Below are 24,616 nucleotides of genomic sequence, written 5' to 3'. Positions count from 1 at the left end.
ACTCACCGATGATGCAACCTGGCCACTGATCTGGTATCTGCGTGACTATCCCAACGTCTGCCTGGAGTACCCCAATGGCTGCCCGGCAACCGCCAAGAGCATACCCGTGATCATTGCGGGTGGCGATAGTATTGCCAATGGCTTCCAGCAGCAATACGCTGGCCCCAACGGCGACTATCTCTATCATGAGTACCAGATGCGCTCGTGGTGGGATCAAGGCTACATGCCGCCTCCCTGCATTCCCAGCGCGAAGCAGCAATGTGGACCGCCGGCCCCCTATGTTGGAGTAGGGCCGCTGCTGTGGCTCAGCTATGGGGACAATCCGCCGCCGGGGGCGCATTTCAACCCGGTGCTGGCAGCGGAACGCATCTGGGCCTGGTGGTGGCAGCGTCAGCCCATAGGGCAGGACGCCGGCTATTATCCAATGGCGCTTCTCATCCGTAAGGGCCTGGGGGTTACACCCTGAGCTGGAGCTGGTCCTGAGAGAGAAAAGGACCTGCTGTCCTGGCGGAGCAAGTGCTCTACCAGGACAGCAGCTAATCGGCTGCAGCGTGCTCATACTCTGCTTCAGATGAGCAGGTAGCCGAACGAACCACTTATTCAGACAAAGCCTCGTTCCTTCAGAAAACGCACTAACTCATGGGCCAGCTCTTCAGGTGATCCCTCGACCAGGCGAGCCTGCCGTCGAGACGTGCCACCGGTGATAATCTCTCCGATGCGTTCAAAAGGGCTTAGCTGACTATCGGGGATGGGAAGGCGATGTGGGCGCGGACGTGGCGTACGTACCTCAACGATTGTTGTCTCCTCTGCCTCGAAGTCAGCGGCAAACTGGGGCAAACTCAGCGGGTCGCGCACGGTGATCGTGGCCCGTAGCGCTGCCAGGTGGGCAGGCAGAGAGGGATAGCGCGGCTCGTTGAGCGTCTCGTGTACAGTGAGCAACAGGGGAGGCCTGGCCAGTAGCCGCTCGCGGTAGCCGCGTTCTAGACGGCGAGTGACTCGTAAAAGGAGCTGGCCAGAATCCTGGTGCGCCTCCAGCCCTATCACGCCCGTAATTTGGGGCAAACCCAGGTAGGCCGCCAATGCTGGCCCCACTGTCCCAGAGGCCCAGTCGCTGCTCTGTTCTCCACAGAAGATCAGGTCAGGCAAGGAAGGATCAGCGCGCAAGCGCGCTGCCAGCGCGGCTGCAATCGTCAATGGCCCCCAATCAGCAGCGCTCGGATGCCAGAGGCGTTCGATAGTATCAGCTCCCATTGCCAAAGCGACGCGCAGCACCTCCTCGCTCTCGCCTGGCCCCAGGGTGAGCGCAAAAACTGACCCTGCTCCTAATTGCTCCTTCAAGCGCAGGGCCGCCTCCAGGGCACAAGCATCAGCGGCATTCAAAGTCTGGACGAAGCGTTCCGTATCGACCTCGCCGCTGATGGGATCAACATAGACCGAACTACAATCAGGAGCCTGCTTCAGGCAGACAGCGATGCGCATGGTCTCTCCTTTGGGTGGACCTTCCCTGTGCTGTGATCAAGTCTAAGTTGGAGAGCCTCTTATGAGGCTCGAAAACTAACCCCCCAACCTCCGCGGGGATAATCCCACTCGATGGCTTTGCGCTCGCAGGCCACATAGCACGTACCGCACTCCAGGCAATGCTCGTAGGAAAAATGCATCTCGCCTCCGAGAATCTCGAACAGTCCCGCCGGGCAGACATAGACGCAGGGAGTCAGATCACAGTCTCGGCAGGCCTCAGTATGAACGCGAATGTGTGGCCTCTTATCGACCTTGAAACGCACCAGTTCCAGCCGTTCTTCGATAGGTTGCATCACCACTGGTTCAGATGCTATCTGTTGCATAGTCACGTGTACTCCATGCACTCCTCAAGCGCACTAACAAACAGAGCAGGAAAAGCAGAGCGCGCTTCACTGGATTCTTTTTAAAAGAAGAGCGCGCGCCCTGCCTGCCATCCATCGCGCAGGAGGGTCCAGAGCGAGACCTTGCAGCGTAGCGTCGCCAGGATCGTTGACCCTAGCTTCTTGCGTGGCCTGCCCTCTGAGCGAAAGACCTGTTCAGCTGCCTGACACAACAGTTCAGGATAAAGGTTCTGCAAGCGCTCGTTATTCACAAAGGCAGGAGTCAGGCGGAAGCGCTGCAGGTCCTGCAACACAAAAGACTGCTCCAGGCGTTTCCGATAGCCTGTGAGAGTCGCGGTAGAAAAATCGCCATGTCGGTGAGCCTCCAGCGCCGTTTCAGCGGCAGCCAGGCCGGAAGCCACAGCGAAGTTCATGCCTTCTAGAAAAATGCCTGCGGCGAAGACCAGGGCGGCAGCGTCGCCAGCCACCAACAGGCCAGCGCGCACCAGGCGGGGGATAAGCTGCCAGCCTCCTTCGGGAATCATGTGGGCCGAGTACTCCAGTGTCACACCATCGCGCACCAGAGGGGCGACCGCTGGGTGCTGTTTGAAGCGATCGAGCAGTTCATAGGGTCTGACCCGCTGCTGAGCCAGCGAGGCAATCTGGACAATGACTCCGAGTGAGAGCGTGTCGCGATTGGTATACAGAAATGCCCCGCCTTTGACGCTGCCAGTGGCCTCGCCCACATACTCGCTGGCCATACCCTCATCACCCGTCAGATTGAAACGCTCCTCGATCGTACGCTCTCCCAGGCGGAGCACCTCCTTGACGCCCAGGCTCATCTCTTCTGCAGAAAACTCCCGTTGCAGGCCGGCTTTTTTGGCCAGGAAGGAATTGGCGCCGTCAGCGGCAATGACCACGGGGGCATAGAGGGCCCCGTCATCACGCCGGCATTGAACCCCGATAACACGTTCTCCCTCGTAGAGCAGGTCATCGACCACTGTCGAAGTAATGAGCAGCGCGCCGGCCTCGACAGCCTTGCTGGCCAACCAGCGGTCAAATTTGGGGCGCAGAATCGTCACCCCATTGTAAGGAGGGGTAGCGAAATGGCGGGTGCGGAAGTCGAGTGAGAATGCGGATTCCTTTCCCAGGAAGGTCAGTACTCGGCGCGTAATATAGCGCTCGAAAGGGGCCTCGTCCCAGAAAGTAGGGAGCAGTTCGGCCAGCAGACCAGGCGCATAGAAGACCGCTCCAGAGACATTTTTGGCCCCGGGATACTCGCCGCGCTCGATCAGAGCCACGCGCAAACCGGCGCGCGCCAGCACCAGCGCTGCGCTGCTTCCCGCCGGCCCGGCACCCACAACGATCACGTCAAACTGCTGCTGCGCATGCATCGCTTCGTCTCAGCTTTCGTCGTCACACTGTACTGCTGTACTGCCTGTACCGCTGCTTCGCGATCAGCTCGTGCCAACCTGGTCTGGCATAGCCTCGGAGCACGCTCCTTTGCCGCGTTGCGCTATCCATAGCCACATTGCTAGCTGCCACCTAGAAGGACCTGAGATACTGGAGGGAGGGAGGGCCGGCCTGGAGCAGGTCGAACAGATGATGCTGAGGACAGGCTTGTTATGCTCCGGGCCAGCTTCCCTCTTTGCCCTGGCCGATAGTGACTCAGCTGTGCAGGAGGACAATCTTGCCAGTAACCTCACCTGCCGCCAACAGCCGATGAGCTTCGGCCACCTCCTTGATCGGCATAACGCGCGCTATGATCGGCGAGACCGCCTTCTCGGCAATCAGCTGGAGAATGCGCTGCTCATTGGCGGGCGAGGTGCGCAGGGTGCCGCCGCCGATGACCTTCACTCGTTTGAGGCGCCAGGACTGCGTGTCAACAGTCGACTGCTGGCCGCCCAGGTTGCCGATCAGCACCACGCGTCCGTCGTTCACGCAGGCATCGATGCTATCCTGTAGGGTGGTACCGACTAATTCAATGACCAGGTTGACACCGTGGGCATTGCGCACTACCTGACCGACCTTTTCCTCACGATAGTTGACAATCATGTCGGCCCCCAGGCGGCGCAGCGTCTCAGATTTCTCCGTGTTGCTGGCTGTCGTGGTGACCCAAGCACCGACATGTCTGGCGAACTGGATGGCCCACGTCCCGACTCCACTTGCGCCCGCCCATACGAGCACGCGCTCACCTGCCTTGAGGTTCCCCAGGTCGAACAGTGCCGCCCAGGCCGTCGAGGCCGCCAGACCAGCTGCTGCCGCCTGCTCGAAAGAGACATCATCGGGAATACGTACCAGGTGGGAGGCAGGCACCGCGATCCGGCTGGCATAGCCACCACCCCCACGCGCCTCCGGCGCCCGCGTGGTGAGCACGCGCTCACCTGCCTTGAATCCATTGCTGTCCTCGACTACCACGCCCGCCGCCTCTAGACCTGGCGTGTAAGGCAGGTTGGGCACCGGTCTGCTGCCAGCCCGCTGAAAAAGATCCAGACGATTAACGGTCGTTGCTTTCACGTCAACGAGCACTTCGTCTGCTGCGGGAACAGGGTCCGGGACCTCGCGCAGTTCCAAAACTTCGGGTCCGCCGTAACGAGCAAATTGCACAGCTTTCATGGCGATGTCTTGCTCCTCGCTTCTCGTGAATCGTCAGGAGGTGTTGCTCCTGGCTTGATATATTGTATCCATTCCGCCTGATGACTGGCAAAACCAGAAAGAACGCTGGCAATCAACCAGCCAGCCAGCCAGCTCAATCAGGTCAGACCAGATCAGACAGAGAGGTAAAAAGAGCAGTAGAGGGCTGAATTGAAACGCTTAGACCCCTACCGACTCTTCTTGTAGCAGCTGGATGGCGCGGCGCAGAATCTCTCTGGCATCGCCTAAAAGTCCCAGATCGGCCAGCGCAAAGATCGGGGCGTTGCGATCGGGGTTGATGGCGATGATGGTTTGGGCCTCCCGAATGCCGCTGGTGTGTTGAGCTGCGCCTGAAATGCCACAGGCAATGTAAAGCCTTGGACTGACGCTTTTGCCAGTCGCTCCGATCTGGCGCTCTGACTCAACCCAGCCACGATCGGTAGCTACGCGACTGGCTCCCACCGCTGCACCTAGCAGGCGAGCAAAGGTGGCAAGCTCGGCAAACCCCTCGCGGCCAACACCCCGACCGCCTGCGACGATCTTCTCCGCTGCCTCTAGCTCTACTTCCTCTGCTGCTGGGGCCTCGATCCCAAGACGCTGCAGACGCGGGCTTTGCTCCTCAGTGGCGAGTGGAAGCTGATAGCGAATCACCTCTGGTGCCGGCGAAGGCCCCACCTGCGAACGGCTTGCCGACGGTGTTCCCCGCGTGCCCGGTACAAAGGTCACCAGCGCTGGCAGCCGTCCCAGTCGGGTACGAGTCTGGACGTAGGCCCGCCCGCCGTACAAGGCTCGCAGCGTCAGCAGGGTATCTTGCTCCAGCACAAAACGCAGACAGCGTGCCACAAAGGGTAACCCAAGCTGTGCTGCCAGGCGCGGGGCCCAGTCCTGGCCATTGGCCGTCGCGCTGGTTACGATCAGCGCCGGTGTGTGCGCTCGGATGAGCCAACTCAGCGCCGCAACATAGCCCTCCGTTGTGTAACGCTCCAGGGCGGGATGCTCCAGCACATAAAAGCGTTCAGGCGCGATGCTCTTGAAAAACGGCTCCGTGTTTTTCTCGGTAGCAGTAGGGAGAGGAGCGCGCAGCTGCACCGCGCACAGCTGCAATCTGCCTGAATGTTGTTGGACCAGCTCCTGTGCCTCAGCAAGCACCTCCTGATTGTACTCAGGGGGCAGGCCATCTTGTTCCTGTAGCACGACCCAGAGTTCGGCCACGCTTTCACCTCGCATGAGCGCCGCATCATCGGCAGCCTTCGTTGTTGACCAGATTCACCTGTTCTCTCAAGCACCCCCAGGCGCGGCAACCTGGAGCCGGCCCTTTGCTCTGAGCACCTGGGTCACCAGCACAAACATGGCGTGGGACCAGCCAAGCGGCATAATCCAGCAAGGTTGGCCATCCTGGCGACTGATTTGCTCAGCGAGCAGATCGAGGGCAGTACGATGTTCGACGGCCCAGCGATAGAGCTGCTCAGCTTCGGCAAGGTGTCCCGCCAGGGCCTCATACCAGGCCAACCAGAGCGTACATAGCACCCACGGATTCCCGCCGCGATAGCTATCCCCCTGGTAGCGCAGAATCCCACCAACAGGGCTGCGTAGCCGTTCGGCAATAGCTCTGGCTGTGGACTGCACCCGGGGGTCGGCTGGATCAAAGACTCCGCAGGGGACGGCCAGACCCAGAATCGAGATATCAAGCGTTGGATCGCTGCGGCGCGCGCGCCAGCGTCGACCCCGGATCTCGATCGCGACCTCATCGGCTGTCAGCGGCGTCGTCTCCTCATCTTCCAGCGGAGCCACTTTCAAGCGTCCCCCACGCAGAAAATGCCCTGCTGACTCGCTCCAGAGATGCTGCTCAATAGCCTGCTTCAAGCGAGCGGCGGCTTCCTGCCACTGCCGCATCTCTGCCTCGTCGCCCAGGAGCGTGGCGAGGTGGGCCAGGGTGGCGAAACCGGCCCAGGTCGTGGCGCAGGCATAGGTACTGATGCCGTCGAACTCCTCCCACAGATCCTTCGTGACCGGAGCCAGACCTGTCTCCGGGTCCAGCTCGCGTAACATATAGTCTCCAGCCCGTCTGAGCGCCGGCCAGGCCAGGCGCGCATACTCTATATCCCCGGTCAACTCCACGTGTTGGCCCAAGGCCCAGACAAAGATGCCGATCTCATCGAATTGAATCAGACCCCAGGTTGGTGCCAGGTTCCCCTGCGTATCATAACGCTGGTACCAGCAACCGGCAGCCTCCTGCGTCCGCAAAGCCCAGTCAAAGAAGGCACGGGCACGTTCATGCTCGCCGGCCACATCAAGAGCATGGGCATTATAGGCTCCATCGCGCAGCCAGCACATACCATATCCCCCGCTGGAACGGAAGGTCGGGTCCATCTCCGGCGCGGCGATGATGGCCCCCGTCTCCTGGTCGCTCAACAAATGGAGCACTATGAGCGAACGCTCGTAGAGCCGACTAATCTCATCTTCTATCCCGTTGAGAGCGAAGCGCAAGCAGAGCTGGCGCCAATAGACAAGCGTCTCCTCAAGCAACTGACCGCTGTTGTGTCGCTGCTGAGTCAGGACCGTACGCACGGTCTCTAGCTGGCGACCGAAAGAGAACAGCAGGACCCCACGGTGGCTAGCCCCAGGGGACAGCTCACCGATATTGTGACGCAGGGCCGCCGCCACCTGACCAACAGCAAACTCCTGGCGGCTGTAGCGCTGCTCAGCGGCCATCTGGAAGGCTGCATCAACGGCCCCGCAGCGGCTCTGTTCACAGGCGAAATCGGCCACGGGCCAGTTGCTGCCCAGAGCCAGATAGCGATCAGCATGGAAGAAGGTCAGCAGCTCCGTCTCTGGATCGTACCAGGCGCAGTTACCCGCTGGGCGCAGATCGATGTCAATAGCAGCGTAGGTGAGCAGGCTGCAGCGCAGAGGAACCTGCCCCGTATTCGTCAGGCGCAGCTCAACCACCAGCAGATCGTGCTCGGGATGGACGGCGAGGCGACGCTCAATGAGCAGCCCGAGGTCGGATTGCTCCGAGCGAGCGCTGACCACGGCGCTGGATGGCAGATAACGCAGCTCGTGCGACCAGCCTTCCTCGGCCAGCCAGCTCACCTGCGACGCCTGCTCCTCTCGCTCGACCTGGACTCCCTGGAGCAGAGAGCGCACATGTGGGCCACCGTCGATGTGCGGATAGAAGCATTGCACAGGGGTCGCTGTCTCATCCAGACAAACGAGTAGCCTGCCATTGCTGAGGAGCGCGCTATAGAGCCAGGCCAGGCTCAAGGCCCGTTCTGGAGGCAGAGGAGGAACGCTCGCACGCCGGGCAGGAGGCTCCATCAGATAGCTGGCATTGAGACCAGCACTCAGCTGAGCAGCGACATGAGACGGAGACGACCCGGCGGCCTGGGCCAGCTCCTTTTGCCCTCCTGACGAAAAAGAAGAACGCTCAACAGACATACCTACTCCACAAACAGCATTTGGCCTAGCGCTCACCGCTGGCTGAAGGCCGACGACTGCCGGCGGGCAAGAACCAGGCAAAACCCGCGCTCCTGGCGCCTTGAGTTCAGCACAGCGGGTTTCCCTGTATTGTAGCATCTCGAGCGAAATCGACAAGCCTCGAACCTGCTCGGAGGGCCGGAAGTTGGGGCCGCTGGAGCTGGAGCCTCAAGCCCTGTCGACAGCGCTCAGGCCCTCTAGCGCCAGTGCCCGCCCGACGCGCTCACCATCGAGAATAGCATGCTCCACACGTCGCGGCGCCAGACAGTCTCCTACACGATAAAGGTGAGGAACCCGACCCTTGAGGTCCTGATAGAGGGCCTCATCGGCTACCTGGGGAGCGACTACGACCACCAGCGCCAGGTCCTCAATAGTGCGGGCCTGACCGGTATAGTTATTGACAATGGTCGCCCCGCCGGGCTGCAGGGCCGCCAGATAATGATGAGGAGTGAAGATCGCCCCGTGAGCAAGCATGCGACGATACCACAGCTCGATATCCAGTGTCACACTGAGATCGCCGCCGACGTAAAACTGGGGCGTCACCACCTCAACCTGACAGCCGCGCTCGGCTAACAGCTCTGCCACGCTTGTCGCCTGGTGGAAGCCAACCTGATCGTAGATCAGAACGCGCTGGCCGGCAGCCGCAGTTTTCTCTCCGAGAAGCACCTGCCAGGGGTTGGCCACATGGGGCAGATCGCCGCCTGGCACTGGGACCGGCCCGGGGCGGGAGCCGGTGGCGAGAATCACCGCGTCTGCCTCCTCTCTCAGGATGAAGTCGGCGTCGACCTCGGTGCCTGTGATCACCTCAACGCCCACCTCGGCCAGCTCGCGCTGCAGATTCCGCGCGGCATCGCCAAACTCAACGCGACTGGGCACCCGTACAATCAGGTTGATCTGGCCCCCAGTCTCTGGCTGGCGCTCATACAAACGTACCTGGCCTCCGCGCTGAGCAATCACCTTGGCTGCCTGCATGCCCGCTGGCCCCCCGCCCACTACAAGCACCCGCGGACGACGAACGGCGCTCCGCAGCATGGGCCGCGAGGGTAGGGGACGGAAGCGCAGCTCGTTCCCTGTAGCCGGTGTCTGGATACAGCCCAGGCTGAGATTCAGCCCCATCCGTCCGATGCAATACTGATTGCAAGAGATACAGAGGCGAATACTCTCACTATGCCCCTCACGCGCCTTGCGGGCAAAAGCAGGATCGCAAATCTGGCCGCGCACTACATCGACCATGTCGGCCAGCCCTTCGCGCAGAATACGCTCCGCCTGGACGGGGTCCTTGATGCGTCCGGTGCAGAAGACCGGCAGCTGTACGACCTCGCGCAGTCCTGCCGAGACGAAGAGCTGGTAGCCGGGCGGTGTGTGCATTGACCCCTCAACCATATAGAGATTATGGAATTCACCGATGCTTGTATTAATGAAATCAAGCTGTCCGGTAGCTTCCAGGCGCAGAGCGATCTCGCGTACATCGCTGAAGGTCAGGCCCCCGGGGATCAACTCATCGCCGCAGAGGCGAATTCCCAAAGGGAAGTCGCGCCCGACCTCGGCGCGAATGGCCTCGATGACCTCCAGCACGAAGCGCAGGCGGTTCTCTAATGAGCCACCGTAAGCGTCACGACGCCGGTTGTAGTAAGGGGAGAGGAATTGACGGATCAGGGAGCTATGCGAGGCTTGCAATTCGGCCCCATCGAAACCGCCCTCGCGCACATGACGAGCCACCAGGGCGTAGCTGCGCACGATCTCGGCAATCTCCTCGACCTCGATCTCCTTACACATCTCGCGGTGGATCGGATCGACCAGAGGGGAAGGACCGAGCACAGGGCGGCGCGAGTAGATACTGCTCGCCTGCATGCCGTTATGGTTCAGCTGAGCAAAGATGCGCGTCCCGTAGTCGTGAACGGCGCGTGTCAGCCGGCGATAGGCGGGGATTACCTGGGGATCGAAGCCGTGGATCAGTTTTTGATAGGCCCAATCGCTGGGATGAACCGACTGCTCCTCGGTAATGATCAAACCGCAGCCGCCGCGAGCGCGCTCAACATAATAGGCAGTCAAGCGCGGGCCAGGCTGATTCTCCTCGGCCAGGTTCGTCAAATGAGCGGCGAAGACAATGCGATTGGGTATGACCACTGTACCAATGCGCAGCGGCGTAAACAAATACTGAAACTGGCCTGCCATGGGCGGACCCTCCTGTGCTGCTCAGGCGCATGTCTGCCTGCTCTCTACTACGCTCATGCGTGGGCTGACTGCTGACGCTCAGGCCCAGAGGCCAGCCTGGCGCCCCTCAGCGATCGCCTGCTCAATGCGGCGAGGGGCAATGCAATCGCCAGCGCGGCGTAGACGAGCGAGGCGCCCCTTCAAAGCAAAATAGAGATCCTGGTCGGGCTGCTCATAGACTCCCAGAACCACCATGTCGGCGGGCAAGGCGCGCTCCGCCAGGGCGAAGCGATCACGCACGACCACTTGTCCAGGCTCAATGCGCACAACGCTGGTATGGGGTGTCATGACCACGCCGCGCGAAAGTACCCGTCCCAGCCAGGCAGGCAGATCGTGGGTAGCGACCAGATCGCGCCCGACATACCAGTCTTCAGTCACGATCTCGATCTGCCATCCCTCATTGGCGAGCAGCTCCACTGTCGAGAGCACGCCATGTGAAGCTGTCTCATCGATCACGACGGCGAGCTGACCAGCCCCCGTCACGCGTTCACCCTGCAGAATGCGACGCACGTCCAATACATGGGGGAGGCCATGACCGGGAATCGCCAGCAGACCCTGGCCCGCTTTCGCCCCTGTAGCCACAAGCACTGCCCCAGGACGCTGCTCCAGGAGCCAGGAAGCACTCACGGCGATACCGGTCTGCAGCTCGACTCCCAGACGCTGGCATTCGCTCACCAGATAGTCGATGATGCGGCGCAGCGAAGCGCGTCCCGGCGCCCGCGCGGCCAGGGCCACCGCCCCACCTGGCTCCGACTCACGCTCGAACACTACCACCCGCCGCCCGCGCAGAGCGGCAGTGCGTGCCGCTTCCAATCCTGCTGGACCTGCCCCTACCACGACAAAGGCTTCGCTCAGTGAGGGCGTCTTGTCTGGAGAAACCTGGCAGCCCTGGCTCTGGAGGCCTCCCGCGGATGGCTCGGTGAGCAGAGCAATGGAAGGAGGCCCGGGATGCAGCACATCAGGGTTGACGTTACAGCTGAGGGCCACATTGAGCAGGCCACGCACCTGGCAACCCTGGTTACAGGCCAGGCAGGGCCGTACACGCTCCGCCTGGCCCGCCTGAGTCAGACGCGGCAAAGCGGGATCGGCGATCAGAGGCCGGATCATCTCAACGCCATCGGCCTGGCCTGCCGCCACAATTGCCTCCGCTTGCTCGGCATCCATAATGCGACCGGCGGCAAAAACAGGCAGCGCGACCGCCTCCTTCACGGCTGCCGCCAGTGCTACTGCATAACCTGGGGCGACATGCATGGAGGCGTGGAAAGGAAAGAGGTGGGTACTCAGGATGCTTCCCATCGTTACCGTCAGGTAGTGGACCCGACCTGTCTCGGCCAAGCGGCGGGCGATCTCGACCCCCTGCTCTGGCGTGAGACCGGCCCACGGTGCCAGCTCATCGACGCAGAGGCGTACCCCGAGAATATAGCGCCCCTGCAGGACGGCGGCCACAGCCTCGATGGTCTCCTGCAGGAAGCGCAGACGATTTTCCAGCGATCCCCCATAGGCGTCGCTGCGCTGATTGGTCAACGGCGACAAGAACTGACGCAGCAGCGAGCGATCGGCGACTTGCAGCTCTACCCCATCGGCTTCGCCGCGCACGGCGTGCTGAGCGACCAGGGCGAAACCGGCGATCACAGCGCGAATATCCTCCAGCTCCATCGCCTTGGGAACCTCGCGCGTGGCCACATCAGGTACGGCAGAGGGCGCCCACAGTTCGCGCTGATGATGGTCACTCACTCCTTGCTGTCCGTTGTGGTTCAGCTGAACGAGGGTCAGCGCCCCGGCAGCATGCAGACGAGCGCTCACCTTGGCCAGGGCCGCTGGCGTTTCGGGCAAATAACCAAACAGGGCAGCCTCATACGGAAAATCGGAGACGTGAACGATGTGCTCCTCCAGCACGATGCTGCCGACACCTCCTTCGGCCCGGCTGGCGTAGTAGTCGCCATGCTGCTCGCTCAGTAGATGATGACGGGCGAAGTTGGTCGTGTGGCTCCCAAAAATCAGGCGATTGCGCGCCTCTCGCGGCCCAATACTGATGGGTTGAAAGAGTTTCATATCCATGCTTATCATGGCGTAGGGCGGATTCTCCTCCGGCGGCAATGCCTGCGCCGCCCCTTCTCATGGATAAACAAGCAACCGGACTGCTGACTCGGCTCCCAATGCTCAAGCCCAACGCACCAGGCCCATATCATGTTTGCCCGCCAGCAAGGGATGATTGGGCAGCACACGTACCCCATAGACCAGGCTGCCGCTCTCCTCTGGCTGGAAGCGAGCCTCGTAGCGATACGAGCCGTCCTGCTCCTGGTGCTGATATTGCATGGGAATAGCCCGCTGATTAGAGACCTGCTCACCGTCCCCGCTCTCGCCATAGACCAGCTCGACCAGCAAATCATCCGGTGTAATCTCGGGTGCGCGCACCCAGGCACGTACTTCGATGGTCTCGCCCAGGCTGAGCTGACCCTCGCGGCGTCCCTCCACATAGAGAGCCAGGCTCTCCCAGCGCTGCTGAATGCGCTCTTTCCACTGAGCCAGTGCGCGGGCCAGCTCGTAGGCGTTCTGCTCGACCCGCTGGCCCTGCTGAATCTGGGGTACATAGAAGCGTGTCGTGTATTCCTTCACCATCCGTCGCGTACTGAAGTGGGGGGCGCAGGAACGGATGGCTTCTTTCATATAGCTGATCCAGCGATGAGGCAGACCGCTATTGGCCAGATCGCGCTCATAGTAGGTAGGGATGATCTCCCCTTCCAGAAGAGCGTAGAGTGACAGACTGTCGGCCTCATCCTGAACATCGGGATTGTGGTACTCGCGCTCCTCGCCGATGGCCCAGCCGTTGCGCCCATTGTAGGCCTCGGCCCACCAACCGTCGAGAACGCTGCAGTTAGGCTGCCCATTCAAAGCCGCCTTCTGGCCGCTGGTGCCGCTGGCCTCGTGGGGGCGAATCGGGTTATTCAGCCAGAGATCGGTCCCTGCTACCAGATAGCGAGCCATATCAATATCGTAGTTTTCCAGGAAGATCACCTTGCCACGGAAATCGTCGCTCCGCGAGATCCGATAGACCTGCTCGATCAGGGCCTTGCCCGGCTCATCGGCGGGGTGGGCCTTGCCCGCAAAGATAATCTGTACCGGACGCTCAGGATTATTCATAATGCGCTTCAAGCGCTCCGGATTGCGGAAGATCAGCGTTGCCCGTTTATAGGTTGCAAAGCGGCGGGCGAAGCCAATCAGCAGGGCCTCGGGATCAAGCATACGCTCGAACTCGGCCATCTGCAGTGGCCCCTCGCCCAGGCGCAGATGCTGCTGTTTTAAGCGTCGACGCACGTAGTCGATCAGCAAGCGCTTACGCTGCAAATGCACCTGCCACAGCTCCTCATCGGGAATCTCCAGCACACGGTTCCACAGATCCGGTTCATCGACGTGCTCCGCCCAATCCGGCCCCAGGTAGCGCTGGAAGAGAGCGTTCATCTCAGGAGCCACCCAGGAGAGGGTATGGATACCATTGGTAATCGAATCGATAGGGACCTCATCGGGATCGACGCCCGGCCAGAGAAACTGCCACATCCGGCGCGAGACCGCGCCGTGCAGCTTGCTCACCCCATTATGCTGCCCGGTCAAGCGCAGGGCCAGCACTGTCATCCCGTAGGTCGGACCCCAGCCATGATCTTCGCGGGCCACCTCCAGAAACTGCTCGCGCGAAAGGCCAAGCTGACCCCAGTAGGTATTGAAATACTTGTCGATCAGATCATAGCTAAACGTATCATTGCCCGCTGGCACCGGTGTATGAGTCGTAAAGAGGGAGCTGGCGGCCACGACCTCGCGTGCCTCGCGGAAAGTCAGCCCGCAAGCGACTAACTCGCGGCAGCGCTCCAAATTCAGGAATGCAGCGTGTCCCTCATTGATATGCCAGACTGCCGGAGAAATGCCCAAAGCGCGTAGAGCGCGCACGCCACCAATGCCCAGTACAATCTCCTGAGAAATGCGCATCTCGCGGTCGCCACCGTAGAGGCGGGCCGCCAGCTCACGATCGGCGGGAGCATTCGGTTCGACATCGGTATCCAGCAGATAGAGTGGAATACGACCGACCTGGACGCGCCAGACCTTGGCATGGATGCGTCGTCCTGGCAGATCAACGCTAATCAGGACCTCATTGCCATCGGGGCCGCAGGCCGGAGTTGCCGGCACCTGGGAGAAGATCAGCTTATCGTAGAAGGCCTCCTGAATACCCTCGCGAGTGATGCTCTGCCGGAAGTAGCCCTGGGGATAGAGGAAGCCTACTCCCACCAGCGGCAGGCCCAGATCGCTGGCCTCCTTACAATGATCGCCTGCCAGGATACCCAGGCCACCGGAATAGATGGGCAGGGCCTCGTGCAGGCCAAACTCAGCCGAGAAGTAAGCAATGACGCACTGCTCCAGCTCTGGATATGTGCGAGCGAACCAGGTGCTGCCTGGAGCCGGATGCATATAGCGGTCGAATTCTGCCAGCACACGATCGTAGACCTGCAGATACTGGGGATTATGAGCGGCCTTCTCTAAATACTGTGGTCGCACCTCGCTCAGAAAGTGGACAGGATTATGACCGACCGCCTCCCATAGTTCGGGATCGAGCGTACTATAGAGCGTGCTGGCTTCGGGGTGCCAGCTCCACCACAGATTGTAAGCAAGCTCATAGAGGCGGCTAATCCGGGCGGGCATGATGGGGAAAACGGTCATGCGTCCGAATACTTTCACGGAAATCAAGCTCCCTTTCTTCGCTTACTGGACTGGCCTGTGGGCTATGTTGTTATCTCTCGTTATCGCTAGCCCATGACCCGGCAAGAGGTCAAAGGCTACCTGGGCTGACCTCCTGCCCCAAGGCAAGGCTTGTTTCAGGGTACCACAGCTGGCAAGAGGAGGTCCCAGTCTGCGCCCTGGGTTCTCGCTCCGCTTGTCAGGCCCTGCAGGCGCAGGTCTGGCAGCGCCGGGCCTGTAAACCATAGACAGACTCAACCTGGCTTCTTGCTCCTCTTCTCACTCTCATTATGGCATATCGCTTGAGCGCTGCGCCTTTCCTCCGCTGTGGGAGGCTTGTCTTTGCCAGGCATCTTCGACTATACTTGGCAATACTGGATGGACCAGATGCTTGAGCGAGGCGGCGAGCGCCAGGCCCACGAGTCCAGTCCTCAACCAGCCAGCCGGTTTAGTTTAGTGGCAAGCGAGCCGTAGCTGATCAGCTCGTCTACGGCTCGCTAGAACCTAACAGGCAGCAGGCCAGGCGCATCTACTCAGAGGAAGGAGAAAAGGTATCAGCATGAAGCGGCGACAGCGTATCCAATCGCGTACCTGGAAGATCAGCGGCCTCGTCGGAGCGCTTCTGCTGGTGATTGGTCTGGGCTGGTTTATCCTCCTGCTCAGACACCCCCAAGGAGGGCTGAGGCTGCTCGTCCCCCACCTGGCCCAGACCAGTCAGACCTCGGCGGTCCAGCTGCCCGCCCTCTACACCGCTGGCGTTATTCTTGGTACACCCTCCCAGCCGGCCAGTCTTGGTCAGGAAGAGGCTCTTCTGCTGGCCAGTCAGTGGGAGCCAGAGGTGGCCAGCAATGCCAAGAAGGTCCTGGCGCGCTACGTCCTCCTCACCTACATTCCGCGCACCAGCAACCGGGCCCAGATTGAAAATGCTCCAGCCTGGATGATCATCTACGAGCAGGTACCGCTGCAGCCCGCCGATGCCTCAGTTGATCCCACCCCCTTCCCGCGCTCAAGCTACGACTTTTATCTGTTTCTTGACGCCCGGAACGGCAAGGTGCTCCTCAGTCTGTGGACCTAGCAAGCTTGCCTGGCTCAGTACTGCCTGCGACCTTCCTCCTCTCTGCGCTCGACTTACGTATCCTGAATCTTGATCCAGCCGTGGCGCAGAGCATGCACCACCGCGGCGGTACGGTCGTTAACCGCGAGCTTTTTGAGGATCGACGTAATGTGATTTTTCACGGTCTGATCGCTGATCTTCAAAGACTTAGCGATCTCCTTATTACTATTCCCACGGGCAATGTAGTCCAGAATCTCGATTTCACGGCTGGAGAGGGGGGAATAGCTCTCCTTGCCGTCGCTCTCAGCGGCACCATCGTGAGAGGCCATCGGCAGCTCGCGCAACGACTGCAAAACACGGCTGGCGATCTGAGGCCGGGCGAGCACTTCGTCATTGATCAAATACTCTCCGCGATTCACGCGCTGCACGGCCTCGATCAGCTCCTCGGATGAAATATTGCGGGTATAGTAGGCGGCGGCGCCCACCTTGATCGATTGAAAGAGGCGCTCCTCATCCTCGGAAGGGGTCAGGATCACAATGGCCATCTGGGGGGCCAGCTGGCGGAGCTGGCGGGCCAGCTCAAGAGCGTCAGTGCTCTTGAGACCGGCATCGAGGAGGATCACCTCGGCTCCCGGCTCGCGCGCCAGCGCCAGAATCTCGGCGGGGTTAGTCGACTCGCCCACAACAGTGCAATGGCCCAGGCGCTCAAGCGTATAGCGAATTCCTTCGCGGAACAGCGGCTGCTCATCAACGATGATGACACGGATAGTCTCCATAAGAACCTCGCAGCGAGACAGTCGATCGATCAAGCGAGCGGCCCGGTGCTTTGCCTGGGCCGTCTCGAAGTGATGGCCTTTCATCTGCAAAGACAAGAGAGGAAAGGCCAAATCTCCCTTCGTAGAGAGGGAGAAGATAACCAGACCAGGTTTCGCCGTATTATACACAGAAAACCGTCGATGAACAACGAGTAAGACAGGAACAAAGTTGCTCTACATAGATGGCGGAAGAGGCACGGGGAGAAAGAGTTGCTGAAAAAAGGTCGGGCCATCCTGCCAGTCAGAGGAGAAGCGGCGACTCCTTGCCACAGGAGGAGAGCGAAGCGAGCGAGCGAGCGCGTAGGCGCGCGCACCGCTAGCAGGCTGGACTAGATGCGTTCGAGGCGGCGGAGCGTCGCGTTGATGGCGACGCGCAGGCATTCGATCACGCCGTAGCCTGTGACAGCGACGGCCTCGAAGCTAGGGACGCGGTACGGGTTCAAATACTGTTCCAGCACCGATACTGGTAGAATATCCTGCAAGTCGCGCTTATTCCACTGCATCACCAGCGGGAACTCGGTGATATTCTTGTTCATGCGGCGGAGCTGTTCCTGAAGCTCGTTCCAGCTTTCAATATTTTCCTGCAATTTGCTGGCCTGGGAATCAGCCACGAAGATCACGCAGTCGGCCCCTTTCAGCACCGAGATCCGCGTCTGCTGGTAGAGCACCTGACCGGGCACGGTGTAGAGCTGAAAACGGATTGAGAAGCCATTGACCTTGCCCAGTTCCAACGGCAGCAGATCGAAGTAGAGGGTACGCTCTGTCTCGGTATCGATCGAGACCATCTCACCCACATCGCGGGGATCGACTGCCTGATAGATATAGTGCAGGTTAGTGGTCTTGCCGGACAGACCAATGCCATAGTAGACGAGCTTACAAATGATCTCGCGTTTGGCCATATTAATCAGGGACATAGGTGGTCATTCTCCTCATCCGCTCGCTGGTGTGCCTCGTCGTGGTAGCGCGTCGTCTCCTCTTCTCTGTAAGAGGAGGGCACCGTGCCTATGAATCTCAGCAACAGTCCTCTCGTGCGAAGCAGTACAAAAGGTATTTCCTGGATTTATCGAGGGAAGCTTGCGTTTCAGCGCAAGACGTCCCACGATGTTGGTGACTTCAGTATACCAGAGTCATCCGTATCTGGCAAGGACTCCGGCTCCTCTTTCCTGCTGGTCCCGAAGCAAGGGACTGGCGGCCTGATCGGGCATCAGTGCCAGTGCAGCCCTGGCTGGGCCTGTCACGGCTACCCAGTTGACGAATCCAGGGGAAAGGGCTAGACTAACGGGTGACAGTGACGCTGAAGAAGCTTTCAGGAAGGTTGGGAAAGATGGCTGTACCTGCTCATACCGAGGTTGCCACTGAATTCGAGATTGTCATCGGTCTCGAAGTGCATGCTCAGCTCACCACGCGGAGCAAGATGTTCTGCTCCTGCAGCACTGACTACGCCAACGCCGCCCCCAACACCCATGTCTGCCCTGTCTGCATGGGGATGCCAGGCGTGTTGCCGGTCATCAATCGGCAGGCTGTGGCCTACACCATTATGACGGCGCTGGCCCTCAACTGTAGCATTCCCGAATACTCCAAATTCGACCGCAAGAACTATCCCTACCCTGACTTGATGAAGGGGTACCAGATTTCCCAGTATGATCTTCCGCTCAGTCGCAATGGCTATCTGCTGATTGAGCATGATGGGCAGGTGCGGCGCATTGGTATTACGCGCGTTCATCTGGAGGAAGATACCGCCAAGCTGCTGCATCGAGACGGTTACAGCCTGGTTGATGTCAACCGCGCCGGTACGCCCCTTATCGAAATCGTTAGCGAGCCGGACATGCGCAGTCCCGAGGAGGCGCGGCTCTATATGCAGAAGCTGCGCGAGATTCTGGTCTACCTGGGAGTCTCTTCGGGGCGTATGGAGGAGGGCAGCCTGCGCTGCGATGCCAATATCTCGGTTCGTCCCCGCGGACAGCAGACGCTCGGGGTCAAGACCGAAATCAAGAACATGAATAGTTTCAAGGCCCTGCAGCAGGCCCTCGAATATGAAGCTCATCGCCAGATTGAGGTGTTGCGAGCCGGCGGGACCATTCAGCAGGAAACGCGTGGCTGGGACGAGAGTCGAGGCGTGACGGTGCCGCAGCGTAGCAAAGAGTATGCGCATGACTATCGCTACTTCCCTGAGCCGGACCTGCCGCCGCTGGTGATCAGTCGTGAATGGGTGGAGGAGCTGCGTGCGCGCCTGCCAGAGCTGCCCGATGCCCGCCGGCTGCGATATCAGCGCGACTACGGCCTCTCGGCTCAGGATGCTGATATTCTCACAGAAGAGAAGGCTCTGGGCGACTACTTCGATCAGGTCATGGCTCTTTCTTCCCAGGTCCAGGATCGCCAGACCAGGGCCCGCGCAGCCAGCAACTGGCTCCTGAGCGAGGTTGTTCGCCTCCTCCATGCGCATGATATCGCTCCTGCAGCTTGCCCGCTGAAGCCAGAGGCCCTGGTGAATCTGCTCGATCTGCTCGATCGTCAGCGCATCACCGGCAAGCAGGCGAAGGAGGTTCTCGATGAGGCCTTCGTCAGCGGTGAGCTGCCAGAGACCATCGTGGTGCGCAAGGGCATCCAGCCGCCGATTACCGATCCGCAAGCCTTGGAGCGCATCATCGTTGAAGTCATTGAGGCGAACCCTAAGATCGTGGCCGATTACCGCGCTGGTAAGACTAACGCCGCCCAATATCTGGTCGGCCAGATTATGAAGCGCACCCGTGGCCAGGCCAAAGCCGATCTTGTCCAGCAACTCTTGCGCGCCAAGCTTGATGAGACGCCCACGGCCTGAGCGAACTTGACCGGCCCTGGCAGTCAGACCCGGCTGCTGGACCGGAACAGGCTGGCTGGGCGATTGATTCTTGATCCTTGGCTGCATCAGCTGCTCTCAGCTGTAAAATACGGAAAAAGGAGCAAGAACGTGGACCTGCACAACGACGTGAAGTCCTCTCGCGAGACCCGTATTAACCCCTATGAAATGGCTGTTCAGCAGTTTGAGGAGGCTGCCGATCGGCTCAATCTCTCGGAGGATATGCGAGAGATTCTGCGCAAGCCCAAGCGCGAGCTGACAGTCAACTTCCCTGTACGCCTGGATGATGGCCGGATCAAGACCTTTACCGGCTATCGCGTACAGCACAACGTGAATCGCGGGCCTGCCAAAGGTGGCATTCGCTACAGTCCTGATGTGACCCTGGACGAGGTCAAGGCGCTGGCCATGTGGATGACCTGGAAGTGCGCAGTGGTGGGTATTCCCTATGGCGGAGCCAAAGGCGGGGTCATCTGCGATCCCAAGACTATGAGTCCAGGCGAGCTGGAGCGGCTGACGCGCCGCTATGCGACTGAAATTTCGATCATTATCGGCCCTCACAGCGATATTCCAGCGCCCGATGTCAACACCAATCCCCAGGTCATGGCCTGGATCATGGACACCTATTCGATGCACGAGGGCTTCTCCATTCCCGCCGTTGTCACTGGCAAGCCACTCTCCATTGGAGGGAGCGAGGGGCGCAACGACGCTACCGCGATGGGCGTGCTCTTTGTCACACGTCAGGCGGCGCGCCGGATTGGCCTGCCGCTGCGAGGGGCGCGCGTCAGCATTCAGGGATTTGGCAACGCTGGCTCCATTGCTGCCCGTCTGTTCCATCACGAGGGCTGCAAGATCGTGGCGGTCAGCGATACCCGGGGTGGCATTTACAACGAGGCCGGACTGGACCCTGCCGCTGTCCTCCGGCATAAGCAGGAAAGGGGCAGCGTTGTCGGTTTCCCGGCGGCTCAGCAGATCAGCCCCCAGGAGGTCTTGGAAGTTCCCTGTGATATCCTGATCCCGGCGGCGACTGAAGGGGTCATCACCGAGGCAAATGCCGGTCGTATCCAGGCGCAGATCATTGCTGAAGCTGCCAATGGCCCGACAACGCCCCAGGCGGACAGGATTCTCGGGCGCAGGGGGGTCGTTGTCATCCCGGATATTCTGGCCAATGCTGGCGGCGTCACGGTCAGCTACTTCGAGTGGGTGCAGGATCTCCAGAGCTTTTTCTGGGGAGTCGAAGAAATCACTCAGAAGTTAGAGATCATTATGAATCGAGCCTTTGCGGCGGTAGCTGAAAAAGCGGAACAATACCATTGTGACCTGCGGCTGGCGGCCAATATGCTGGCCATCTCACGAGTGGCTGAGGCCACTCAGATTCGCGGCATCTATCCCTGATATGACCTGCGAGGAACCGAGGGTTGAACAGCTGCTGCTCGGCGAGCGGTGGCGGCCCGGGGCAGTCGAAGCGGCTGGTGATCAACAAAAAGGCCAGGAGCAGACAACTGCCTCCTGGCTTTTCCTGGCTGGGATCGGACTGGGACAGCAGTGAACAAGTTTCCCCAAGACACAGAGGCTGATCGACAGCTTCCCCTGTTAGCTGCTGCTCCAGTCCGACTGGCATCCAGCGCAGCGCATCATCGCAGGCCGTCTAGTAACCGCGACGCGTCTCGCGTTTTGCGCGCTTCGCGGGCTTAGACTGGCGACCGGCTTTCGGCTGCTTCTTCTTCCCTTTACCGCCGGGCCAGAGGTCCTCATCCTCCTCCTCTTCCTCATCCTCGAAAAACTCCTCCTCCTCCTCGAAGTCCGGCTCTAGCTCCTCCTCTTCCTCGTATTCCTCCTCCTCCTCCTCTGGAGTGGCTTCCAGAGACTCTTCCTCTAGCAGCTCCTCATCCTCAAGGTCGGCCCCCACGCTCTCCTCTTCCTCCTCAGCGCTCGGGATCTCCTCCTCGGGGACAATAATTTCCTCAGAGGAAGCCGTCGCAGGAGGAGCCGCGGGCGTCGCGACCTCGGGCTGGCGGGCCTTGGCTGTCAGCGTTTCCGCCTGAGAAGCGCGAAGCTCCTCACGCTCGCGGCTTTCGCCGCTGGACGTGTGGCTGCCGCGAGCCGGCTTTCGTGCTGCCCCTGACTCCTGGGAGTCGCGTTCGCCCCGCTCACCCGTCTCGCTCTCCTCGGTGGTCTTGGAGCTGCCGATCACCCGGCGTCCGGCGGCGACATCGAGCCAGAACTGAGAATAGTAGTGCGGACGTTCGGTGTCCTTTTCGCTCTCTTTCCTCGTCATTGGACCTGCGGCGCAGCAACCCCCGCCAGGAATCTGGGGAAAAGCGCCGCCTCCTTTCCCTCAAACAGTATCAGAAGATGACGACAAAAGCGCCGTAATGTCCGTTCATTCAGACAGACGGCAAGCCGCCTGGGCACTATTGCCGGTGCCTCTCTCCCCGGACCGGGCGTGCTGATCGCCTCCCTTTCCGTGATCCTGTTGGCGTGCTGTTCTGCGGGGCTGCTTCAGCCCTGATGCTTGCCGACCTCATAACTGCTTAGCTGGTTTGACTCAGCTCGACTGGCTTACTCACGAGCTGAAGGGGACATTCCCACGCACGGACAGGGTTGATGGGAGACGAAGAGCTGAAGGGATGCAGGAGAGCCGCCTCCACCCCAGTGTGATCAGTATACCGGCAGGAAAAGGCAACGTCAAGCGGTCCATCGGGTCACGCCTGCCATCATTTCAGCGCGTAAACGGACCTCCCCTTGCGGGGGAGCGTTGATCTTTTGGGAACGCTCCAACCCACCCGGATGTCCCAACTGTTTTCCGAAAGGCCATGATAAGAAGAAAGTCGAACCCTGTCAAGAGTCTTCCGGCTCCATCCCGGTTGGCCAGTACCGTGAGCAGCTCCAGCGCCCAAGCCACCGCCTGGCCACCTCCCGACCGCATTGCCTCCCCCTCCTTTCACGTGAACAGCTGTCCTGTCAAGGCTTCAGGTGCCTTCCTCTGTCGCATCGCGACCTTTCTTTCGCTGTCTGCGACGCCCTATAATACGAGGTAAGCTTTCCTGTGGGAGGACTGCCTTGGCAAGGATACTGGATCGCATTGATAGCCCGGCTCAGCTCCGTTCGCTCAGTGTGGCGGAGATGCAAACGCTGGCCGAAGAGATTCGTCAGGAAATCATCGAGACTGTCTCGACGAGAGGAGGACATCTTGCCCCCAACCTGGGTGTTGTCGAGCTAACACTCGCCTTGCATACCGTCTTCAACACCCCCCATGATCTGCTTGTCTGGGATATCGGCCATCAGGCTTATGTGCATAAATTGTTAACTGGACGTCGCGAGCGCTTCCGCACAATTCGCCAATTTGGAGGCCTGTCGGGCTATCTCCGCCGCGAAGAAAGTCCCTATGATGTCTTCGGCGCCAGCCATGCCAGCACCTCCATCTCTGCCGCTCTGGGCCTGGCCGTGGCGCGCGATCTCCAGGGCCAGGACTTCAAGGTCGTGGCCATCATCGGTGACGGCGCCTTGACTGGCGGTATGGCTCTGGAAGCCCTCAACAACGCTGGCAGCTTGAAGAAGAATCTCATTATTATCCTCAACGACAACGAGAAATCGATCTCGGATAATGTGGGCGCCATTGCCACCGTGCTGGCCAAAGCGCGACGCATGCAGACCTCACCAGGCTACCAACGCTTACGAGAGGTGACCAAAGGCTCCATCGAGCGCTTGCCCGTCGTGGGTGATGTCGCTCTGGAAGCCGCTGCCCGTGCTGAAACCAGCTTTAAACAGTTTGTCTTGCATAGCAAGAGCGGAACCATTTTCGAGGAGCTGGGCTTCAAATTCTTTGGGCCATTCGATGGCCATGATCTTGCACTGCTCATTGATGTTCTGGAAAATATCAAGCGTATTGAAGGGCCGATCGTGGTCCAGGTGGTTACCAAGAAAGGCAAGGGCTGGACCTTTGCCGAAGAAGATGCCACCAAGTGGCATGGACCAGGCGCCTTCGACTACCGCACCGGCGTCATTAAAAGGAATCCCAACGACCCCCCCACCTACACCGAGATCTTCGCGAACACACTGGTCGAGCTGGCTGAGCGCGACCAGGCCATTGTTGGTATCACTGCCGCTATGGCCGAAGGCACAGGCTTGAAGAAGTTGCACCAGCGTTTCCCCGAGCGCTACTTCGATGTCGGCATTGCTGAGCAACATGCTGTGACCTTTGCCGGCGGGCTGGCTGTTGGTGGCCTGCGTCCGGTGGTTGCCATTTATTCCACCTTCATGCAGCGGGCCTTTGATCAGGTCATCCACGATATCTGCATGCAGAACCTGCACGTCGTCTTTGCGATGGACCGCGCCGGCGTCGTCGGAGAGGATGGCCCCACGCAGCACGGCCTCTTTGATATCGCCTTTATGCGGATGATCCCTAATATGAAGGTCATGGCCCCTCGTGATGAAAACGAGCTACGCCACATGCTCTATACGGCCCTCTACATGGACGGGCCAGTCTGCCTGCGCTATCCGCGTGGTAAGGCGCGTGGGGTGCCCCTGGACAAGGAGCTGCGCCCTCTAGAGATTGGCAAGGCTGAGCTGCTCACACCAGCGACCCTCTCGGAGGCCAGGCGTTGCCAGTGTGCCCTGCTCGCCTATGGCACTACCGTCGAGTTAGCTGAGCAGGCGGCCACAGAGCTACGAGAAGAGGGATTCAATGTCGCGGTAGTCAACGCGCGCTGGGCCAAGCCGCTGGATGAAGATCTCATTCTGGATCTGGCCCGGACCACGCGACACCTGATCACCATTGAAGACCACATGGTGGCGGGCGGCTTCGGTAGCGCCGTCCTTGAACTCCTGGCCCGCGAAGGCTGCCACGACGCCCGTGTCAAGCTCATTGGCTTTCCCGATCGCCTGGTCGAGCACGGGGCGCCGTCTATCCTCAAGGAGCTGTATGGCCTCTCCTCTGCTCATATTAAGGAAATCGTTCGCGAGCTGCTTGGGATCACAACCCCAGCCCCCACCGCGCATAGTCGCCCGGCCTCGGCCTGAGCAAGCG

17 protein-coding genes are annotated in these 24,616 nt (G+C 60.2%); 5 read left to right on the top strand and 12 right to left on the bottom strand.

The window, feature by feature from the left end:
* The coding region (locus A4R35_RS06410) for a hypothetical protein (RefSeq protein ID WP_189361402.1) at positions 1 to 466 on the top strand (466 nt) is incomplete at its 5' end.
* Positions 467 to 600: 134 nt separating this feature from the next.
* Here A4R35_RS06410 and A4R35_RS06405 read toward each other — a convergent pair.
* From A4R35_RS06405 to glgP, 9 genes are all read right to left on the bottom strand, one after another.
* On the bottom strand, positions 601 to 1,479 hold the full coding sequence (locus A4R35_RS06405) for an electron transfer flavoprotein subunit beta/FixA family protein (RefSeq protein ID WP_112427626.1): 879 nt from the start codon (positions 1,477 to 1,479) through the stop codon (positions 601 to 603).
* Positions 1,480 to 1,538: 59 nt separating this feature from the next.
* Complete coding sequence (locus tag A4R35_RS06400; protein WP_223258229.1) at positions 1,539 to 1,841, bottom strand: ferredoxin family protein; 303 nt, start codon at positions 1,839 to 1,841, stop codon at positions 1,539 to 1,541.
* An 80-nt stretch (positions 1,842 to 1,921) separates the two neighbouring features.
* The gene (locus A4R35_RS06395) at positions 1,922 to 3,232 is read right to left on the bottom strand and encodes an FAD-dependent oxidoreductase (protein WP_112427624.1); all 1,311 of its coding nucleotides are present in this window, start codon (positions 3,230 to 3,232) and stop codon (positions 1,922 to 1,924) included.
* Between the two features lie 274 nt (positions 3,233 to 3,506).
* Positions 3,507 to 4,454 carry a quinone oxidoreductase family protein gene (locus tag A4R35_RS06390; RefSeq protein ID WP_112427622.1) on the bottom strand — a complete coding sequence of 316 codons (948 nt, stop codon included), beginning with the start codon at positions 4,452 to 4,454 and terminating at the stop codon, positions 3,507 to 3,509.
* A gap of 198 nt (positions 4,455 to 4,652) precedes the next feature.
* Positions 4,653 to 5,699: an electron transfer flavoprotein subunit alpha/FixB family protein gene (locus A4R35_RS06385; RefSeq protein ID WP_112427620.1), complete on the bottom strand. Its 1,047-nt coding sequence runs from the start codon at positions 5,697 to 5,699 to the stop codon at positions 4,653 to 4,655.
* 51 nt (positions 5,700 to 5,750) lie between these two features.
* On the bottom strand, positions 5,751 to 7,910 hold the full coding sequence (locus A4R35_RS06380; protein WP_189361400.1) for a glycoside hydrolase family 15 protein: 2,160 nt from the start codon (positions 7,908 to 7,910) through the stop codon (positions 5,751 to 5,753).
* A gap of 207 nt (positions 7,911 to 8,117) precedes the next feature.
* Positions 8,118 to 10,124, bottom strand: a complete 2,007-nt coding sequence (locus tag A4R35_RS06375; RefSeq protein WP_112427616.1) for a mycofactocin system FadH/OYE family oxidoreductase 2 — start codon at positions 10,122 to 10,124, stop codon at positions 8,118 to 8,120.
* 78 nt (positions 10,125 to 10,202) lie between these two features.
* Positions 10,203 to 12,215, bottom strand: a complete 2,013-nt coding sequence (locus A4R35_RS06370; protein WP_189361397.1) for an oxidoreductase — start codon at positions 12,213 to 12,215, stop codon at positions 10,203 to 10,205.
* A gap of 108 nt (positions 12,216 to 12,323) precedes the next feature.
* The gene (gene glgP, locus A4R35_RS06365; protein ID WP_112427612.1) at positions 12,324 to 14,867 is read right to left on the bottom strand and encodes an alpha-glucan family phosphorylase; all 2,544 of its coding nucleotides are present in this window, start codon (positions 14,865 to 14,867) and stop codon (positions 12,324 to 12,326) included.
* A 577-nt stretch (positions 14,868 to 15,444) separates the two neighbouring features.
* On the opposite strand from glgP, the gene A4R35_RS06360 reads away from it, so the two are divergent.
* Positions 15,445 to 15,960, top strand: coding sequence for a hypothetical protein (locus A4R35_RS06360; protein WP_112427610.1), 516 nt, complete (start codon positions 15,445 to 15,447; stop codon positions 15,958 to 15,960).
* 53 nt (positions 15,961 to 16,013) lie between these two features.
* Here the strand turns inward: A4R35_RS06360 and A4R35_RS06355 are convergent, their stop codons facing one another.
* Together A4R35_RS06355 and A4R35_RS06350 are read right to left on the bottom strand one after the other, a co-directional pair.
* Positions 16,014 to 16,715: a LuxR C-terminal-related transcriptional regulator gene (locus tag A4R35_RS06355; protein ID WP_112434051.1), complete on the bottom strand. Its 702-nt coding sequence runs from the start codon at positions 16,713 to 16,715 to the stop codon at positions 16,014 to 16,016.
* A 368-nt stretch (positions 16,716 to 17,083) separates the two neighbouring features.
* Complete coding sequence (locus A4R35_RS06350) at positions 17,084 to 17,668, bottom strand: GTP-binding protein (RefSeq protein WP_052888601.1); 585 nt, start codon at positions 17,666 to 17,668, stop codon at positions 17,084 to 17,086.
* A gap of 410 nt (positions 17,669 to 18,078) precedes the next feature.
* On the opposite strand from A4R35_RS06350, the gene gatB reads away from it, so the two are divergent.
* On the top strand, positions 18,079 to 19,572 hold the full coding sequence (gene gatB, locus A4R35_RS06345) for an Asp-tRNA(Asn)/Glu-tRNA(Gln) amidotransferase subunit GatB (RefSeq protein WP_112427608.1): 1,494 nt from the start codon (positions 18,079 to 18,081) through the stop codon (positions 19,570 to 19,572).
* A gap of 186 nt (positions 19,573 to 19,758) precedes the next feature.
* Positions 19,759 to 20,982, top strand: coding sequence for a Glu/Leu/Phe/Val family dehydrogenase (locus A4R35_RS06340; protein WP_112434049.1), 1,224 nt, complete (start codon positions 19,759 to 19,761; stop codon positions 20,980 to 20,982).
* Positions 20,983 to 21,235: 253 nt separating this feature from the next.
* On the opposite strand, the gene A4R35_RS06335 is transcribed toward A4R35_RS06340, so the two are convergent.
* A complete protein-coding gene (locus A4R35_RS06335) occupies positions 21,236 to 21,865 on the bottom strand; it encodes a hypothetical protein (protein WP_112427606.1) in 630 nt (209 codons plus the stop codon).
* Between the two features lie 785 nt (positions 21,866 to 22,650).
* Here A4R35_RS06335 and dxs point away from each other — a divergent pair.
* Positions 22,651 to 24,609: a 1-deoxy-D-xylulose-5-phosphate synthase gene (dxs, locus tag A4R35_RS06325; RefSeq protein ID WP_112427602.1), complete on the top strand. Its 1,959-nt coding sequence runs from the start codon at positions 22,651 to 22,653 to the stop codon at positions 24,607 to 24,609.
* Positions 24,610 to 24,616: the final 7 nt, after the last annotated feature.

The organism is Thermogemmatispora tikiterensis (assembly GCF_003268475.1).
Taxonomy (GTDB): Bacteria; Chloroflexota; Ktedonobacteria; order Ktedonobacterales; family Ktedonobacteraceae; genus Thermogemmatispora; species Thermogemmatispora tikiterensis.
This window is presented reverse-complemented; position numbering and strand designations above follow the sequence as displayed.